Annotated in this window: 1 pseudogene; it reads right to left on the bottom strand. The window is 68.2% G+C overall.

Annotated elements, in window-relative coordinates:
• Positions 1 to 214 (bottom strand): annotated as a pseudogene (locus IG178_RS25160) (TrkH family potassium uptake protein); the annotation flags it as partial.

Raw genomic sequence — 214 nt, 5'->3', positions numbered from 1 at the left:
AGAGCCGTGTGCATGGGCTCGCCGGCCACCAGGAACCCGATCGTAAGGATCAGCGCCAGCGACCCCTCGATGACGATCGAGGTCGCGGCCACGGTGCGCAGCAGCGAGCCGACCTCGCCCAGGCGCCCGACGTTCATGGCGTTCTGCGTGACCAGTTTGGAGCGCAGGCCGAGCTTGCGCCCGATCGCCAGGGCCAGCAGCGATGTCATGGTCA

It is taken from the genome of Neoluteolibacter marinus (genome assembly GCF_014904755.1).
Classification (GTDB): domain Bacteria; phylum Verrucomicrobiota; class Verrucomicrobiia; order Verrucomicrobiales; family Akkermansiaceae; genus Haloferula; species Haloferula marina.
The sequence above is the reverse complement of the archived record's forward strand: the minus strand, read 5'-3'. Positions and strand labels throughout refer to the sequence as shown.